The organism is Bacillus sp. TH25 (assembly GCF_016650935.1).
GTDB lineage: Bacteria > Bacillota > Bacilli > Bacillales > Bacillaceae_G > Bacillus_A > Bacillus_A mycoides.
The window spans coordinates 86,999-104,034 of the sequence record NZ_JAEKEU010000002.1; the positions used below are offsets into that span (position 1 = coordinate 86,999).

The window sequence follows — 17,036 nt, forward strand, 5'->3', positions numbered from 1 at the left end:
CTTAAATAATCCCTATTACATTTAAAAAGACGATAATTATTGCAAGTGGAGCTATAAATCGAAGTAAAAATACCCAGGTAGTAAATACTTTCTTTCCGTAATTTCCACCTACGAAAAATTCTGCTTCTAACACTTTCTTTTCCATTTTGAATGATACGAAAATACTAATAAATAGTGCTCCAAGTGGCATTAATATATTACTAGATAAGAAGTCTACTGCATCAAAAATATTTTTACCAAAGATTGTAATATCACTCCATATGCCAAATGAAAGTACTGATGGAATACCTACTAGGAAAATACAAAAACCGATAATCCATGATAGTTTGTTTCTTCTTTCTTGCTCACCATTTGCTAATGCTGAAACAACCGTCTCTAGTAGAGAAAATGCCGATGTTAATGTGGCAAATGTAAATAGCGCAAGAAATACGGTTAAGAACAATCCGCCGAATGGAATTTGACTAAATACAGATGGTAATACGATAAATAGTAATCCAGGCCCCTCCGTCGGCTCCATTCCTAATGAAAATACTGCTGGAAAAATAGCAAGACCCGCAAATAAAGAAACAAATAAATTTAACCCAACAATCGTAACTGCTGATTTTGGTAAACTTTCTTTTTTATTTAAATAGGAACTATACGTAACCATAATTGATATTCCGATACTAATCGCAAAGAATGATTGGCCCATTGCGAACAAAATACTTTCTGAAGTAATCTTTGAGAAATCTGGTTGTAAGAAAAACTTCACACCTTGCATCGCATTATCAAGTGTTAATGAACGAATAATAAGGGCGACAAATAAAACGAACAATGCTGGTAGCATATATTTACTTGCTTTTTCAATTCCGTTTTGTACACCTTTTGATACAACCCATATCGTAATGAACATAAAAGCGAAATGTCCAGTAATAGCCCAAACCGGATTTCCAATTGTTTCTGTGAATAATGCACTATAATTTTGTCCTGGAGTAATAAGTTGTCCAGTTACTCCTCTGAATAAATAAATTAATACCCATCCGCCTACAACACTATAAAACGAAAGTAGTATAAAACAAGTTCCAACGCCAAGGCGTCCTATCCAGTGCCAGCCTGTATTTGGTGCGATACTTTTAAATGCTCCAACTGCTTGTTTCTGTGTACTGCGTCCAATCATAAATTCAGCTATAAGTAGCGGTAGTCCAATTAATACAGTAAATAATATAAAAATTAAAAAGAATGCTCCTCCCCCGCTCTTCCCAGCAATATAAGGAAACTTCCATATTGCGCCTAGTCCAATTGCTGATCCTGCTGCAGCCATTATAAATCCTAATTTCGAAGTCCATTGCTCCGTCTGTTTCATCTTATTTTCCTCCCATTTAAATCTTTTTATATAAATAAATAAATTTTATATACCTATCCGAATAAACCCTCCATTTCTTTTTCTATAAAATAAAAAATGGCTCAGCATCTCTTTATATAAAGAGACGCTAAGCCATTTGCTTAACGCGGTACCACCCTTATTGATTCCATTATGAATCCACCTTAGTAGTAATCGTTTGATTACAAACCTAATATCGAAGGTTAACCGTTAAGATTTACTAAGAATGTAATTCTGTTCCACCTTACTGCTCCTAGGCGAGTTCAGGATGTCATTTGACTATGTCGCACCAACCCATAGCTCTCTGCACAAATACATGACCTTACTACTCCTATTCAACACATTTTAATATTTAGAATATATTTTCTTTTGAAATTAATATGAAGTATATCGGTTATATTTGTTACTGTCAAGGTATATATTATTTTTTTTGTCGAAAAGGTTTTTTATAAACTTTCAATGTAAAAATAAAAGAACATTAAAAAAGAATCTTCGCGATAATCGCGAAGATTCTTTTTATGGTATAAGACGTGTACAATCTCTCGGAAAAGCACTCGCTTCCCTCACGTTGGATAATTCTAAAAGTCGATACACAACCCTTTCTAATCCTATCCCAAAACCACCATGTGGTGGACAACCGTATCGGAATGTATCTAAATAAGATTGAAATTTCTCTGGATGTAATCCTTTTTCTTTAAAAGATGCGAGTAACATTTCATGATTATGAATACGCTGTGCACCTGAAGTTATTTCTAATCCTTTATATAATAGGTCAAATGAATCCGTTATGGCTTCGTTCTCCTTATTTGGCATTGTATACATCGGTCGCGCTTCTTTCGGATAATGTGTAATAAAGACAAATTCACTATCATATGTTTCCTTCACATATTTCCCTAGTAACTTTTCACCTTCTGTATCTAAATCCCCCATCGGCGATTCTTTCCGGTACTTATTTTTCAAAATTTCTTGAGCTTCTAACAATGTGATTTTAGGTATTTCAGTAATGACAGGCACTTCTATTTGTAATAGTTGTAGTTCTTTTTCGCAGTTTTTTGCTACTTGCTGAAACATATATCGTAAAACATCAGTTTCTAATTGCATCACTTCATGAAAATCATGAATAAATCCAAGCTCTACGTCTAACGATATATATTCATTCAAATGACGGGAGGAGTTGTGATGTTCCGCTCTGTATACAGGTGCAATTTCAAAAACACGCTCGAGCCCTCCTGCTACCATCATTTGTTTATAAAATTGTGGTGATTGAGCTAAATACGCTTCTTTTTGGAAATATGGAAGCTTAAAAACATTTGCTCCTCCTTCTGCCCCTTGCGAGACAATTTTCGGAGTAAATACACGTGTGAAATCGTTCTCTATTAGAAATTCACTAAAGCTTTGAACGAGTGTAGATTTCACTTTAAATATCGCCGCGATTCGCTCATGTCTTAACGATAATACTCGCTCATTCAACAGTTGATCTAGGCCAACTTGTAACTTTTTTTTATTTATTTCAAATGGGAGTGATTCTGCTCCATTTAGTACTTTCACTTCATGTGCAAGTATTTCAACACCTAATTCTGTTTTCGGTGTCTCTACTATTTCTCCAATTATTTGGACCACACTTTCAACATCAACTTTGTATCCGGCTAACTCGTTTTCTAATACACATTGAATAACTCCCGTTCGGTCCCTTAATAATAAAAAACTAACATTCCCTAGATGACGAATCTTTTTTACCCATCCTTGTAGTAATACAACCTTCCCGCCATGTTCCGTACATTCTCGTGTGAGTGAACGCTTCATTATTTGATCCATTACATTTCCCTCCAATAGTTTTATTTTTATTTACATTATTGTTGTCATCGTCGTCATCCACGGTCACTCACCTCCTTTCAAAGAATACAAAAATCCGCCCCTATAAATAGGGACGGATTTTTCCGCGGTACCACCCAAATTGTCATAATGACCATCTTAGCCCTGATAACGGTAGGTACCGTTTGCTTTTACTAATTATCACGTTCAAAGCAACACTCACAGGTGTCTTTCCATCATGCGGTATCGCAATCTTCCCAGCAATCGATTGCTCTCTGTAGACCCTTGCATCATGTACTTTTCCTAATCATCACTTTTTTTATTTACAGAGTATTCTATCTCTTTATTTTATAAAACGCAAGCCCTTTTAGAAAAATATTGCGATTTCTCACTAAACAGACCCCTTCTAAAGATATGTAACATGAACATTGAACTCTATACAATTATCATTTGACAGCTTAGAAATGTTTTATCCTTCTCAAATTCTTTCAATCGAACTTATTTTTTCCATTTTATTACATAAATCGCACGTTTCCCACGCATATTATTATTAAAGTTTTATCGGAGGTGTACATATGAAAAAAACAATTAGTTTCTTTCTCCTACTATTATGCTTAGTTGTAGTTAATGAAGCATATGCCTATTCACCAAAATCTTTACCAATCTCTCAAAATTCTGATCAATGGCAGGTAAATATTGATGAAGTAAAAAGAACGAGTGAAAAATTGTTACAACCAAAAAAAGGTGTATTTCAAACATATCATTTCTCTGTAAAAAATCTTGGGAAAAGTGAAGTGTATAATGTACAAGTTGAAGTTTTTCGGAATGAACCAAATACGAAAACAAAATATGAACTCTTTTCCCTAAAAGAAAGTCGTCTAGCGGGTGGAAAAACTGGATTTGAACACGCTAATTTTCCAGTTTCTACAAAAGCGGATAAGGTTGACGTGATCATTACGTGGCAAGAACATCCTTTCCGCTCCATGAGAAACGGTCAAAAAGTTGAATCTAGAAAATTTAAAGAGCATTTTGTTTTTAAAGAAGCAGTAAAGTGAACTTATCGGTATATGTACATTATTACCGCTACCAATAAATTTTCCAGTACCAGTTCTTAAGCAAATAAAAAAGTCGTAGCTTTTAAACGCCACGACTTTTTATATTAATTCGTACTAATCCCTCTCGCTGCCCAAATGCGATCAATTTCAGTCGCGTGTTGTCCGCCGTATAAAAGAGCATCCGCTTGCTTAATTGCTTTCGCTCCATCACGGAATTTCGCATTTGGCGTTAATGACCAATGTGATTGTAAAATAATTTTTGTTGCTACATCACGTCCAAAAGATTGCGCCATTTCATATTGACCTTGAGCCCAAATTTCCCCATCATTATGCACTTCATTCGTTATATCTTTCGGGTATACTTTATTCGTATCTAATCGGCGTAAGCACGTCGGATCTGAACTAGAATAAGCAGTCGCATCCCATTCTCCAATACATGCTTTCCCGTATCCTGTTGTCGATACTGCATCTTCATAAGTAGCACCTAAGAAGTCTCCAAATCCTTCTCCCATCGCTCCACCTTCTGGTGAACTTCCGAAGCCTGGCACTTGATTATCTTGAATAGAATGACCATATTCATGCGCAATAATGCCAGCATCTTCTGCATCATCTACTCCGCCAGTACCGAAAGTTAAAGCTTTCGTTGATGGAGAATAGAATGAATTATCGTCAGTTGTACCATTTACATTCACTTTAATCGAACGTTTATTAATATTTTGAAAGCCTAATCCTTGAATGTAACGCTGTAATGTATCAATATGATAATATGACATAACATCTTCAAAACTATCATTTGCACGTGTATAGTTAAATTGTAAGTTTGTAGATTTCGTCTTCGCTTTTGAAGAAATCGTAACATACTCACCAATTAAAAATCCTGTACCATCTAAACCTTTTAACGTAACAGTTTTCAATTGATTCGTTAATGCTGTTGAATCTGCATCATTATTATCTTTTAACCCTGCTAAACTTCCACTAGATACGACAGGGTTAGGTAAAAATACTTTTCCTGTTCCTTCTGCTTTTCGGTTTATATCAACTTTTTTAATTAACTTTCCATTTTCCGCATCAATGAATGTTTCCCATGCACCGAATGGATTATTAGAATGGACTACCACTTTATATACAGGAATAGCGACTCCCTCTTCAACAATATATCCGAATTCTTTTTCTGTAGGAGCCCATAAGTTTTGCTCACTTTCTCCTCCAACATACGCCATCGATTTTTGTTCTGCATCTTTTTCACTAATTTTTTTCGTAACTTCCTTCACACCTGTAACAGGCTGATAATCAGAAACCGCAAGTAAGCCTTTTCCCTCTCCGTTAAGGGTAACTGTAATTTGTTTTGAAAATACAGGCGCACCATTGACCACTTGTTGGAACCTAACATATGAAGCTACTGATGTTTCTGTTGTAGAAATATATTGCAAGTCTGAAAGGTCTGCCTTCAATCCATATTCCGTAGCATGTCCTTTTAAATATTCAATTGCTTTTTTCTGTGGTGAATAAGCTTCTAGCTTTACTTGCTGTTGTTTTTCCAGTGCTGAAACCGTAGAGATCGTCCCCATTACTAATGGCACAGTCATTGCCATTGCCACCATTTTTTTGTTTAACATAAAACCACTCCCCCTAATAAATTGAATCCTTTACCCCATTCCTATAAAGCTATTACTGTCCACAAGTAACGAGATAAATTGAATCTACGAGTAATTCTATACGAGCAATTCTATTACCTTCACATTTATGGTGAGTGAAATTTTCTCAATAATTATGTATAAAATGAGAACAATACTTTAGAAATATATTTATTTCCCACTTCGATTAACTATATTTCACCAAAATAATGTATTGAAAAATAGGTTATTTTTTACCTAACGGTAGGTTGAAAAAGACCTTAATGAATGATACACTTTAATTAACCTTTTTTATTGGGAGGATTTATTATGAGTAAAAGTGAAGAAACACTCTCTTCCATAGTCGAAGCAAGTTATCGACTATTTGCCGGTCACGGCATTGCCAAAACGACCTATACAATGATTGCTGAAGAAGTTGGTATTGCCAAGCCATCTATTTATTATTACTTTAAATCTAAAGATGCATTAATTGAAAGTATTTTTAATGAATTATGTGCAGCGATGCAGTTCTCCTCATTCTTTCATACAGAAGAATTTACGAAAGAGAATTTCATTGAGAAATGTGTTGAAATTGGCTTTAAAATGATAGACGAACAACAGAAAGATCCTTATTTTAATCGTGTATTACAAGAATATGTATTAATATCTTCAAGAAACGATATGTACAAAGATCGATTACTAACTGTACAAACAGAATATTTAAACGGATTTGAATCACTCCTAACAAAAGCAAATGAACTTCAACTCATTCAAAATAAAAATCTAGTTTCAAAAGCTCATATGTTAGCATTAGTTCTTGATAATATTGGGAATTTTATGATGTTACATTTAGATATGGATTATAAACAAATATGGATTGAAGCTGTAAATAGCATTTTTGAAAGCAGGGATTGAAGTGAATACAAAAAAGCGCATTATCGGCTTAGATTTTGCTAGAGCGTGGGCAATGTTTGGAATGTTACTAGTTAATTTCATGGTGATAACAGGGGCGGAAGGAAATGGACCTCCTCTGTTAAAAATCTTTATGACACTTTTTGAAGGTAGAGCTTCTGCCTTGTTTGTTATACTTGCTGGGATTGGCATAACTCTAATGACTAAATCATCTGTTGCTAGCCAAGAGAAAATAAAAATCAATACCAGCCGAATATTGATTTGGAAACGATCACTATTCTTATTTATTTTAGGATTATTATTGTATGTAATGGAATGGACGGGTGATATTTTACACTACTACGGCGTTTACCTTTTCATCGCTGCATTACTAATTACTGTACGAAGAACTATACTAATATGGCTTTCTATCATTATTTTACTTGCTGCACAATATCTCCAACTTACTTTCAACGCCTTCGAAGGATGGGGAGGCACAATCCCATTTATAAACTATATAGACTTTTGGACCTTAACAGGTTTTCTTCGCAACTTATTTTTTAATGGCTATCACCCTATTTTCCCATGGTTTTCTTTCTTCTTAATCGGTATGATAATTGGCAGGTTAGATCTTCATAATAGGAAAATTAGACATTGGTTGTTCTTACTGGGTTTAACAGTAACCGTAATTGTAGAGCTATTATCAAAAGGGTTAACACACCTTTTTATCCCATACATTGGTGAAGCAGCCTCTACATTTTTATTTAACACAGGACCCATTTTACCCAATATATTATATGTCGCATCCGCTACAGGATCTGCTATTGCTATATTAATAATTTGCCTCTACATTGCTGAAAAATATGAAAATAATTGGTTTGTTACTTCCATTATACAAACAGGACAATTAACATTAACGCATTATGTAAGTCATGTATTTATCGGTATTGGCGCATTGATTGTATTAAATCGTATGGAACATCAAACACTACTTTTCGTTTTATTATTTGCTACTGCATTTTTCATTTTCAGTATTTTATTTAGCGTATTATGGCGAAGGAACTTTTCTAGAGGACCTATCGAATGGATTATGCGGAAAATAACTGATTAATTTATCTTCATACAAAAAAGGAAGTTGGAATGATTCCAACTTCCTTTTTTCTTTAATTAGCCGCGTTTAATTTAATTCGGATCTTTGTCTCACCTAAAGAAAGTTCATCGTCCTCATTCGTTAAGTGACCAAATGTAAATTGCTTGACGAGTAAGTTTTCTTCTAATAAATCTTTATGATTCGTTAACGTTTGCTGTAGTTCTTCTTCTGTATCAAGAATTACATCCACTCGTAAATTAACTGGTAAATTCAACTGCTTACGATATTCTTGAACTGCACGAATAAATTCACGTGCTACTCCTTCTTGTAACAATTCTTCCGTTACATTCGTATCTAACATTACCGTATATTGACCGTTAGTCGTATTTGAAAATCCTGATTTCGCAACTTTTTCTACTAATACATCTTCAGCTGTTACAACTACTTCTTCTCCTGGTGCTACTTCGTAAACTGCTCTTTCTGTAGATACAAAGTGTTGTACTTCTTCTTTTGATAATTGTTTGAGCCAACCATTTACTGCATTCACACTTTTACCAAACTTCGGCCCAGCCGTTTTAAAATTCAGCTTTAATTGATAGGACGTGTATTTCGTTTCATCGAGTTCAACATGGAACGCTTTTACATTTAGCTCATCCATGATGATATCACGATAAGATTCCCAATCCATATCATTTTCATTATGCGCTAGTAATACAAGTTCTACTAACGGCTGTTTTACTTTTAATGAATGTTGATTACGATTACTTCTTCCAAGTTCAACAACTTGTAAAACAGCATCCATTTCTGCTTCTAACCCAGGCTGGATAAGTGATTCGTTTACAACCGGATAATCTGCTAAATGAACGCTTCTTCCTTCTAAATTCAGATGAATATCCTCAGCTACAAACGGTGTAAATGGTGCAATTAATTTACTAATTGTCACAAGTACTTCATGAAGTGTCTCATACGCAGCTGCTTTTTCAGCATTCATACCAGACTCCCAGAAACGATTACGTGATCGTCTTACGTACCAGTTACTCACTTCATCTACAAGCGCCGCGATTTCACGAGCTGCATTCGTAAATTGATAATCATCAAGTGCTGTTCTCACTTTTTTCGTTGTGCTATGCAATCTTGATAATACCCATTCATCCAATTTCGTTCGCTTTACATCATAGGTTTCATTCGGATTATACTCATCTAAATTTGCATATAAAACGTAGAAGCTATATACATTGACTAACGTATCTACAAATTTAGATTTTGCTTCCAGTACTGTTCTTTCAGAAAAACGCTTCGCATTCCACGGAGCACTGTCAACAAGTAGAGCCCATCTTAAAGCATCTGCACCAAACTGATTTACTAAATCAACTGGATCTAGTGCATTTCCTTTACTTTTAGACATTTTCTGTCCTTCCTCGTCTAGAACATGCCCTAGTGATAACACTCGTTTATAAGGTACTTTTCCTGTATATAGTGCTGATACTGCTAATAAACTATAAAACCAGCCGCGTGTTTGATCAATTCCCTCTGCAATTACATCCGCTGGAAACTGTTCTTCAAATAACTCTTTATTTTCAAATGGATAATGATATTGTGCAAACGGCATGGAACCACTATCAAACCAAACATCGATTACTTCTGGTGTACGATTCATTGTACTTCCGCATTTTTCGCAGCAAACTTGCACTTCATCTACATATGGCTTATGCAATTCTAAATCTTCAGGCGTTTCTTTTGTACTATGCTTTCTTAATTCAGCAATACTTTTCGGTGAAAATTGATGATCGCAGCTTTCACATTCCCACACGTTTAACGGTGTTCCCCAATATCTATTCCGGCTAATATTCCAGTCCACCATGTTTTCTAAAAACTTACCAAAGCGTCCGTGCTTCATATGGTCTGGATACCACGTAACAGAATCATTATTCTGTAAAAATGTTTCTTTAATCTCAGTTGTTCGGATTAACCAGCTTTCTCCTGCATAATAAAGTAATGGTGAATCACAGCGCCAACAGTGCGGATAGCTATGCTCATATTTTTCTTTATGATATAGCAAACCTTCTTTAGCTAAATAACGAACGATATCAACGTCACATTCTTTTACAAACTTTCCTTTTAAGAAGGGTACTGCTTCTGTATACTCACCTTTCTCATCTACAACATGTAAGAACGACAATCCGTCACTTTGAACGACTCTATAATCGTCCTCCCCATATGCTGGAGCGATATGAACGAGTCCTGTACCACTATCTGCAGTTACAAAATCTGCTGCAATTACGTGGTACCCATTTGTAACTTCCTTCATCGGAAACGGTGCTGTATAAGATGTGTTTACTAATTCTTCGCCTGTATGAACGGATAATACTTCATAGTTTTCTTTTAGTACTTCTTGTACACGCTCTTTCGCAACAATGTATACATACCCTTCTTGTTTCGCTTTAACGTATTCCATATTTGGATGTACGGCAAGTGCAACATTCGCTGGAAGTGTCCACGGCGTTGTCGTCCATCCAAGGAAATATTCATTTTCACTATCTTTTACTTTAAACTTAACCGTTGCGCTTAAATCTTTAACCGTTTTGTACCCTTGTGCAACTTCATGTGAACTAAGCGATGTTTGACAGCTTGGACAGTATGGAGAAACTCTATGTCCTTTATATAACAAACCTTTTTCATGAATCGTCCCTAAAATATTCCATACACTTTCGATATATGGATTCTCTAGAGTAACGTATGGATCATCCATATCTACCCAATATCCAATGCTCTCCGTAAATTCACGCCACTGCTTCTCATATGTGAATACACTCTCTTTACACTTTTGAATAAATGGCTCAATGCCGTACTCTTCAATCTCATGCTTACCTGAAATACCAAGTTGCTTTTCAACGCCTAATTCTACAGGTAATCCATGTGTATCCCAGCCAGCTTTTCTTAACACTTTATATCCAGCCATCGTTTTATATCTTGCTACTAAATCTTTAATTGCCCGACCAAGTGCATGGCCGACGTGTGGTAAACCGTTCGCCGTTGGTGGTCCTTCATAAAACACAAACGATTGTGCGCCTTCTCTATTCTGAATTGATTGTTCAAAAATGCCCTGTTCGTTCCACTGCTTACGAATACGTGTTTCTCTCCCTACAGCCGACTCTTTTACATCTACTTTCTTCATCTACAATCACTCCTTTGAATGTTTTAAAAGCACACAAAAAACCCGCCCCTATGAAGTAGGGACGGGTTTACCCGCGTTACCACCCTAATTCTATTAGCTTTTCACTAATAGCACTTAGCAACGTACTAACATACGCGTTCTTTGTAACGGTAGACATCCGTCCGAGCTTACTTTATTCAGCCACGGCTCCTCGGAGATGATTTTCAAATAACGTCTGCACACCGACTTTCAGCAATACACCGGCTCTCTGGATAACAGCTCACTATTTTACTCTTTCTCGTCTTCAGATTTGTATACTTTATTAAAAGTTATTTTATGCCATTAAACAATTAATTGTCAACTAATTCGAAATATATTTTCATTTATACCCTTTTTCTCTATTCTTATACAATTACTTTTCAAATTCTCGCAATCCTGCTAAATCTTCATCTTCCTTTGCAAGTTCAGCGAAAAATCCTGTTTCATCTTCACGAAGCACAATTTCAAGTTCATCTCTTGCCTCTTCATTTCTGTTTAATGATGTTAAATAACAAGCATGATCGTATCTTGCTAGCAAGTCAGTAGCATCAATTGCTAATATTTCACTTGTTATTTTTTCTGCCTTTGTCGTTTGCCCAGCTCTATGATACGAAGATGCTAAAGCAAGAAGAATTGCCGTTTCATTTGGATGATGTACAGACGCGTCTTCTAATAACTGAATCGAGTCCTCAATTCTCTCTTGACTTTGATATATTTCTGCTAAAGCAAGGAATCCTCTACTTACAAATGGTGTTTTCTCAATTAATTGCAAGTAAATTTTTTCGGCTTTTCTTTCTTCGCCTAGCTTACATAATACATTCGCTTGTAAAAGAAGTGTATCATAATCATCCGGTAGCTCGCGAACCATTTGTTTCGTTAATTCAAAAGCATCTCGTAACATATCTTCTTCTTCACACTCAATGAAAAGATTTACAAGTTGCTTCGCTACATCATAATCCCACTTATTTTCTAACGATGTTTGTAAAACCTCTATAGCTTCTTTATTCATCGCCGCATTCTCATAAAATATTGCGAAACGCTGCGCTGCCATACTATTTTTCGGATTTAACTTTAAGGAGATTTCAAATAAATCGATAACAACTGTAATCATTGAAATTTCCTTCGCACGATTTTTCATGCGATAAAATGCTCTTGTAAATATAGATTTTTTCGGTTGCTCATTTTGCTGTCTTTCTACTAATCTTTCGGCAACCGCAGTAGCTGCATACATAAACGCTGTACTTCTTTCTGCTTTTTTCACCTTTAGCGTATGAAGTACGTCTCGTATTTGGGATAATTTTTTATGTTGTTCCATTGCTTTTACGTACACACCAAAAATACGTTCACTTTCCAAATCTTTATGCATTACTTTCAGCGCAACTTCGATTGCTTCTGCACTCTGCTTTTTAACTAGCAATTTCGCATAATGATATAGTACTTCCACATGCGCTTCATCTATTTTCATTGCGCATTCGATATATTCTTTTTCTTTATCTATGTCATTCATCGCGCCAAACACGTATGCAATCGCATCTAAACGCCATGTTTCAGGAACTTCTTCCTCCAATTTTTCTAGTTCAACTAGCAATTCTTCCTGAAGATTCATTTCTACTGAAAGCTGCGCTAAATATTCCATATTTATATGCATTGGTTCTTCTTTCATCGCCTGGACCATATGATTTTGTTCTTTGGAACGATTCTCTTCTTTTTCGTATATTTCAGCAAGCTGCAAATGTACACCTAAGAAGTTCTTATCCATTTCTAAACATGTTTCATACGCATGCTTTGCTTCTTGAAATTGCCCTAACGCCATGAATGTTTCACCGATTCGAAAATACGGCAATGAATCTTGTTTTTTCTTAAGTGCATCATTATACCGTTTTATCGCCTGATCATACTGTCCAATAGATTCATATAAAACACCAGCGTAACAACCGTATTCAATTACTTCCGTTTTCTCTTTTTCTAACGTTCTTAAAAACGCTATGCCTCGTTGCACAAAAGCTGTATCTTTTATTCGATTTACATACTCATCCAACACGCTCGCTATATTAGCGTATACGCTTCGTATACCGTTCTCTAATTTAGAAAGTGCAAGTTTTAACTCTTTTTCATCCTCACCTAATGCCATTTCAGCATCCCATAGCACCATACCAGCATTCATAAGGAAATCTTGATTGTCTTCAAATTGCTTATTAATACTGACAATATAGTTTTTTGCATCCTTATATTGTTCCTTTGCCATATAAACTTGAATTAAACCGAAATGAGAATATACATCTTCATTATTTTCTTCTAAAGAACGCTTATATATAGTTTCCGCTTCTTCAAGTTCATCATTTTGAAAATGAAAATCTCCTAGACGAACATATAAAGACGCCTGATCTTCACAATTTTGAATTCCTTGTAATAGAATTTCCTTCGTATTTTTCTCATCATCCAAATCCGATTCATAGATTTCCGAAAGCTTTGTATATAAATAGGCTGCTGTTTTATCTAATTGAATCGCCACTTTAAGTCCTTTTACCGCCAAATACACTTTCCCTAAATACTGAGCACATCTCGCACGTTCATACCATATGTGCGCTTCATATTTATATTCTTTTAATAAATCATTAAAGAATCCATATGCTTCTTCATATCGTTCTAAATCTATTAAAATTAAACCGTGATTTACAAGTGTAAACCTTTCTGGACTACGTTCTATAGCTGTTAGAGAATACTCTAGCCCCTTTTCGGATTGATCCATATACATGTATGATAATGCTAAGAAACTCCACGCAACTGGTTGATCTGCATCCAATTGTAATGATGAACGAAAACTAGCAATCGATTCTGCATAATTATCTTGCTCAAAAGAATAACGTCCATTTATAAAATGATACAACGCTTGATTGCTTTTCTTCTCCACACTTTGAAGCATCTGTCCTGCTTTTTCCATATCCTGCAGACGAATAAAACACTGTGCACTATGCAATTTCACAAAGTCAGAGCTCGGAAACTTTTTCATTAATTTTTCTATACAAAACTGAATAAAATCTTTATCTACTTCAGCATCTAAATGTTTAATCGTATATAACCAAGTGTTTGGATTTTCACTTGTTTCTTTTAAAAATAGTACTAACTTTTCAATTCCCTCTTTATCTTGCTCACCTAAATGATCTGTAAGAGAAAAGATTGTTTTATAATAAGTGTGTTCTTCCTCATTTAAAAATGAAAGTTGTTCCATTCTATCTTTTGGTATAAACGTAATAGCTAAACAATCTGTATAACGATATTTTTCTTGCAACTTATCATATTCCACAAGAATCGGTTCCAAGAAATTCGGATCTTGAATATAAAAAGCTTGCAGTACATCGTCATAACCAGAAAGCACTTGTACATGGGAAGCGTGCTCAATATCTATACTTAATAAAACGGGAATACCTTGATTGAGTAATCTCTTATAATTTTCCTCATTCCCTTGAAAATAACGATATTCGTAACCTTGCTCTTCAATATATGTAACTGTATCTGAAAACTTAGAACCTGTTACATCAAAAATATGTTGTGCAATTTCATCTTGCGTACGTTTTTCTCCCCATACCCCTAACATCATTTCCAAACTTGTCGGAACACAATAGTTATCCTTTTGTACAACCGGAACTATCGGTAAACGAACCTTTTTTCCATCAGGATTTTTTTCTATATGATGATATAGAGAATTTTTCAAACTCTTTTCACTTTTCAATAGTGCTTGCAAATCGTGAATATTATTCATTTTATAAAATGCTTCTGCACGTAAATGTATAAAATAAGTTGTATATGCATGATGCGGAAGCATATGATTAATTTTATCTATTACCGCTAACATTTCTTCATAGCGCTCTAAATCTAATAAATATTTTACTTTTTCAAAATAGAAATATGGTACTTGAGGAAACTTTGCAATCGCATCATTAATGAGTTGTAACGCTCGCTGCTGTTCACCTTTATATGCATATAATTGCGCCAATAAGTACGTAGCTAACTCTTCACAATCTTTATGCTGCTGACCGAATAAAAGTTGTTCCTCTGCCTTCTCCCACTCACCAGTCTGTATATATAAGTAACCCCATTTATCAAAAACTGAACGCGTACTATGCTTTTCCGCCTTTTGCATATAGGCATAGGCCTCTTCATTTCGCTTCATATCTAGCAAACATCTAACTAACGTAAAGTATGCTTTCGTTAAAACATCCGCATCAGTTTCCTCTTCATTTACCTTTTCCAAAGAATCTTTTAACAATTGTTCAGCATCAAGGATTTTACGCTCATCAATTAATTCATCACAATATAAAGAGAGCGTTCTCATATTTGGGAATTTTTTATAAGTATAACGAATTAAAAAGGAGCTATATTGATGCATCAAACCTTCATCAGCAAGACGAATTAATGTATCAAACTCCTTAGGTGACGAGACGTTAGAAAGCCATTTCTTCACGTATGATAACTTATTCGTTTCTTTTATATGCGCAATTTCATTATTTATCTCATGTAATCCATCTACGAATCTCTTTTCTTTCAAACAAATCTCTAATTGCTTAAAATCTAGCATGCATTCACCTCAAATTATTATTTATACTGCCATTTGCAAGCAGTATTCTAACCTACTTGCTTAGATTTTACACATCATATAGTATGCATTCAACTAAAACCTCATATAATGAACGATATTATTTAATATTATTCAAGTTTATAACTAAATATCTTAAAAACGATACTTTTTCTCGTTATTTTGTTTAATTTGATGAAATAACATGTATTATTCGAAGATGGGTTTTATCTTCTTTTTTGAGGCTTCATTCAGTGGATGAAATTATATTAACGATTTCCTGAATATATATCGTAACTTACAATATATCAACGATTTGATAAGATATATCGATTTACCGGCAAGCCTTGATAATAATGGCAACCTATCCATATTAGAAATGTAGCAATTTTCCTTCTCCCTTACTTTTCTAATATGATATTTACTTCTTTATTTCACCAAATGTAATTTTCATATTCGGAGCATATACTAAAGATGCATGTATATGAAACATTTCAAAAAATCGTAGTTCTGCTTCATATTGAGCGAGTGCATCAGCAAATGTTAAGCCCCGACTCATTAAACGGTCTATAAATTGTTGTTTTTCACCTGGATTACTAGCAATCCCCTCTTCTTTTAGAGAATTATATAATCCTTGCTTATCATTTTGATTTAAATTAGAATCTAAAAAATTCACTTTATCACTTACTCTACATTCAATATTTTTAACACCTAATTCACTTAAATACATTGGTATTTTCATGCCAATATTGCCATCTCTACCACTTCTGTGTACATCTTCTTCAAATAACTTCTGCAAAACACCAAGCTGGATAATTTCCGATTGAATTAATCCGTCTAGCGTGTATGAGGACATATTAGAAATCCAATGTGGTTCAAAACAAATAACATGTCCGCCCTCCTTAATCGAATTTATCATTTTTTGCAACATTGCTTTGGGTGAATTCATATGTAATAAGAAGGCATGACAGATTGCTATATCATATTTATTTTCCAATTCAATTTCTGTAGCATCTCCTTCGATAAATTCTGTTTCATATGGAAGCGAACGAAACAACTCTCTCACTTCAGCTATTAATGCTTCCCCGCTATCAATACCTGTATACTTTGATCCATTTGGAAGTAACGGCAACAAAATTAAACCTAAGTAACCATACCCACAACCGTAATCAACAATATGTACTGGCTCAGAAATCTTCCAAACTGTATTTACTAAAAAACTTAAATAATCATCGTTATAATATAAATCTCTCGTATTTCTTAAATACTCTAGCTTACTATTCCAATCATACTCTTCCAAGTACAACACCTCCTTTTATATACAAAACTAAAGTTCTCCATTCAATAAACGTATTCCTATGTTTCTAATATTTTTAGAGATTTTTAGTTCTAATTATTGCGTTAAATCGTACATGTTCTTTACTCTCCACCTATTTGACAAACTAATTT

General features: G+C 34.6%; 9 protein-coding genes and 3 other annotated features. Of the genes, 3 read left to right on the forward strand and 6 right to left on the reverse strand.

Going from position 1 to position 17,036, the window contains the following annotated elements; translation table 11 throughout:
• Position 1 precedes the first annotated feature (1 nt).
• On the reverse strand, positions 2-1,342 hold the full coding sequence (locus JFT89_RS00535) for a sodium-dependent transporter (protein ID WP_002065157.1): 1,341 nt from the start codon (positions 1,340-1,342) through the stop codon (positions 2-4).
• A gap of 117 nt (positions 1,343-1,459) precedes the next feature.
• Positions 1,460-1,708: a binding site (T-box leader), on the reverse strand.
• Positions 1,709-1,876: 168 nt separating this feature from the next.
• Positions 1,877-3,175: an aspartate--tRNA(Asn) ligase gene (gene aspS, locus JFT89_RS00540; protein WP_016094143.1), complete on the reverse strand. Its 1,299-nt coding sequence runs from the start codon at positions 3,173-3,175 to the stop codon at positions 1,877-1,879.
• 105 nt (positions 3,176-3,280) lie between these two features.
• Positions 3,281-3,492 (reverse strand) — a binding site (T-box leader).
• A 255-nt stretch (positions 3,493-3,747) separates the two neighbouring features.
• Here aspS and JFT89_RS00545 point away from each other — a divergent pair.
• Complete coding sequence (locus JFT89_RS00545) at positions 3,748-4,227, forward strand: hypothetical protein (protein WP_002065155.1); 480 nt, start codon at positions 3,748-3,750, stop codon at positions 4,225-4,227.
• Between the two features lie 104 nt (positions 4,228-4,331).
• Here JFT89_RS00545 and JFT89_RS00550 read toward each other — a convergent pair whose 3' ends face one another.
• Entirely contained in the window at positions 4,332-5,843 is a 1,512-nt protein-coding gene (locus tag JFT89_RS00550; protein ID WP_002085916.1) for a M36 family metallopeptidase, read from the reverse strand.
• Positions 5,844-6,170: 327 nt separating this feature from the next.
• On the opposite strand from JFT89_RS00550, the gene JFT89_RS00555 reads away from it, so the two are divergent.
• Together JFT89_RS00555 and JFT89_RS00560 are read left to right on the forward strand one after the other, a co-directional pair.
• The gene (locus JFT89_RS00555; protein WP_201039344.1) at positions 6,171-6,755 is read left to right on the forward strand and encodes a TetR/AcrR family transcriptional regulator; all 585 of its coding nucleotides are present in this window, start codon (positions 6,171-6,173) and stop codon (positions 6,753-6,755) included.
• Position 6,756: 1 nt separating this feature from the next.
• Positions 6,757-7,842: a DUF418 domain-containing protein gene (locus JFT89_RS00560; protein ID WP_002065151.1), complete on the forward strand. Its 1,086-nt coding sequence runs from the start codon at positions 6,757-6,759 to the stop codon at positions 7,840-7,842.
• A 52-nt stretch (positions 7,843-7,894) separates the two neighbouring features.
• Here JFT89_RS00560 and ileS read toward each other — a convergent pair whose 3' ends face one another.
• The 3 genes from ileS to JFT89_RS00575 form a co-directional block, all read right to left on the reverse strand.
• Complete coding sequence (gene ileS, locus JFT89_RS00565; protein ID WP_201039345.1) at positions 7,895-10,996, reverse strand: isoleucine--tRNA ligase; 3,102 nt, start codon at positions 10,994-10,996, stop codon at positions 7,895-7,897.
• Between the two features lie 54 nt (positions 10,997-11,050).
• Positions 11,051-11,289 (reverse strand) — a binding site (T-box leader).
• Positions 11,290-11,387: 98 nt separating this feature from the next.
• Positions 11,388-15,590, reverse strand: coding sequence for a tetratricopeptide repeat protein (locus tag JFT89_RS00570; protein ID WP_201039346.1), 4,203 nt, complete (start codon positions 15,588-15,590; stop codon positions 11,388-11,390).
• Between the two features lie 418 nt (positions 15,591-16,008).
• Positions 16,009-16,887, reverse strand: coding sequence for a class I SAM-dependent methyltransferase (locus JFT89_RS00575; RefSeq protein WP_002065145.1), 879 nt, complete (start codon positions 16,885-16,887; stop codon positions 16,009-16,011).
• Positions 16,888-17,036 lie beyond the last annotated feature (149 nt).

Coding starts and splice junctions, on each gene's coding strand:
- JFT89_RS00535 (WP_002065157.1), bottom strand. CDS start 1,342: ATGAAACAGACGGAGCAATGGACTTCGAAATTAGGATTTATAATGGCT.
- aspS (WP_016094143.1), bottom strand. CDS start 3,175: ATGGATCAAATAATGAAGCGTTCACTCACACGAGAATGTACGGAACAT.
- JFT89_RS00545 (WP_002065155.1), top strand. CDS start 3,748: ATGAAAAAAACAATTAGTTTCTTTCTCCTACTATTATGCTTAGTTGTA.
- JFT89_RS00550 (WP_002085916.1), bottom strand. CDS start 5,843: ATGTTAAACAAAAAAATGGTGGCAATGGCAATGACTGTGCCATTAGTA.
- JFT89_RS00555 (WP_201039344.1), top strand. CDS start 6,171: ATGAGTAAAAGTGAAGAAACACTCTCTTCCATAGTCGAAGCAAGTTAT.
- ileS (WP_201039345.1), bottom strand. CDS start 10,996: ATGAAGAAAGTAGATGTAAAAGAGTCGGCTGTAGGGAGAGAAACACGT.
- JFT89_RS00570 (WP_201039346.1), bottom strand. CDS start 15,590: ATGCTAGATTTTAAGCAATTAGAGATTTGTTTGAAAGAAAAGAGATTC.